The organism is Mesorhizobium sp. M4A.F.Ca.ET.022.05.2.1 (genome assembly GCF_003998845.1).
Lineage (GTDB): Bacteria > Pseudomonadota > Alphaproteobacteria > Rhizobiales > Rhizobiaceae > Mesorhizobium.
This window is the reverse complement of the sequence record NZ_RZOJ01000688.1, coordinates 1-1,595: the sequence shown is the minus strand read 5'-3', so window position 1 is coordinate 1,595 and position 1,595 is coordinate 1. Positions and strand designations below refer to the sequence as shown.

Below are 1,595 nucleotides of genomic sequence, written 5' to 3'. Positions count from 1 at the left end.
GCACACGTGTGGCGCGTCGCGGCGGCCACCCTTTACAGCGATGCGACAGCCCCGATTCCCCGGCGGACCGCCTCGCGGTAAGCCAGGTCGGCCGCCACCATGTCCTCCATGGCAACGCCCATTGCCTTGTAGACGGTGATCTGGTCGGCGCTAACCCGGCCCGGCCGCGCCCCGAGCAGTATATCGCCAAGTTCGGCTCCGGTTTCCGGATCGATGCCAGCCAGTTCACAGGAACCGACCGGCGTCGGGGCAAATGCATCGCTTGTCTCGACGAAAAGGCTGGCCTTGCCGACAAGCTCGACCGGCAATTCGCCACCGGGTGGCGCGACGCCGACCGACGAGACATGCGTGCCGGGCCGCACCCATTGGGCCGAAATCACCGGCTCAAAGGAATGCGTTGCCAGGCAGACAACATCCGACGAGCGCACCGCGGCCTCGATATCGCTGACGGCAACAACACCCGGATGTAGCGCCGCAAGCGCCTGCGCATCCGCGAACTCCTTCGAGACAATGCGGATCTCGGCGAAGTCGCGGACCAGTGGCAGAAGGCGCAGGTGCTGGCCGGCCTGGACGCCGGCGCCCACCACAGTCGCGACCTTGACATCGCGCCGGGCCAGTTCGCGCACCGAGAGCACGGCCGAGCCGGAAGTGCGCACGGCGGTGATGTAGGTGCCATCCATGACGCAGACCGGCAATCCCGTCTGCGGGTCGAACAGATGGATGGTGGCGAGATGGCTTGGAATGCCTCTGGCGATATTGCCCTCGAATACGTTGACGATCTTCACCGTCAGATGCATGCCCGCCATCCAGGCCGGCATCGCCAGCGAATAGCCGGCCTGCGGAATGTCGAGCTGGGGCCGCGCCGGATTGACGACCTTGCCGCCAGACAGCGCCTGGAAGCCGTCCGCCAGTACGTCGAGAAGCCGGCGGAGGTCGATGCAGGCTTTCACCTCGGCCTCGCTCAATATGAGCACCGGCGTGTCACCCTTGGCGTGGGCGTTGCGGTAGTTCGAAATGGCTGATGTCATGGGTCTTGCCCTGGTCTGGTTGAGTTGCCCACGAACGATATTGCCACCTGACAGCGTGATGAAATATGCTGTTTTGACCATTTCCGCGTGACTATCACGCAATACTTGGCCAAAAAGTGTGAGTACTGAAATGGACGATCTCGACCGTATCGACCGCTCGTTGCTGCGTTTGTTGCAGGAGGATGGCCGCCGCACCACGCTCGACCTCGCCCGCCGGGTCGGGCTGTCGCCGACGGGCGCCTCGCAGCGCATCAGGCGGCTGTTCAGCGAAGGCTTCATCCGGGCGGTGCGGGCCGTCCTCGACCCGGCCAAGATCGGCAAGGCGCAACTTGTCTTCATCGAGGTTCGGCTCGACCATACAGCGCCGCATGTCTTCGACCGCTTCGCCGAGGCTGTGTTGCGGGCGCCCGAGATCATCGAATGCCACATGGTGGTTGGCGGCTTCGACTACCTGGTCAAGGCGCGCATCGCCGACATGGCAATGTTCCATGATTTCCTGCAGCGGGTCATCCTGCCGCTGCAGGAAATCCTGGAACATTGCCATGTCGGCGATGCGCGCCTTGACCA

At 63.9% G+C, this 1,595-nt stretch carries 2 protein-coding genes; one reads left to right on the top strand and one right to left on the bottom strand.

The window, feature by feature from the left end; all coding sequences use genetic code 11:
* Nucleotides 1–32: 32 nt before the first annotated feature.
* On the bottom strand, nucleotides 33–1,028 hold the full coding sequence (locus tag EN745_RS34580) for an ornithine cyclodeaminase family protein (RefSeq protein WP_127423300.1): 996 nt from the start codon (nucleotides 1,026–1,028) through the stop codon (nucleotides 33–35).
* Nucleotides 1,029–1,158: 130 nt separating this feature from the next.
* On the opposite strand from EN745_RS34580, the gene EN745_RS34575 reads away from it, so the two are divergent.
* Nucleotides 1,159–1,595 (top strand): Lrp/AsnC ligand binding domain-containing protein (locus EN745_RS34575; RefSeq protein WP_127423299.1); only part of this gene is annotated, 437 nt, incomplete at its 3' end.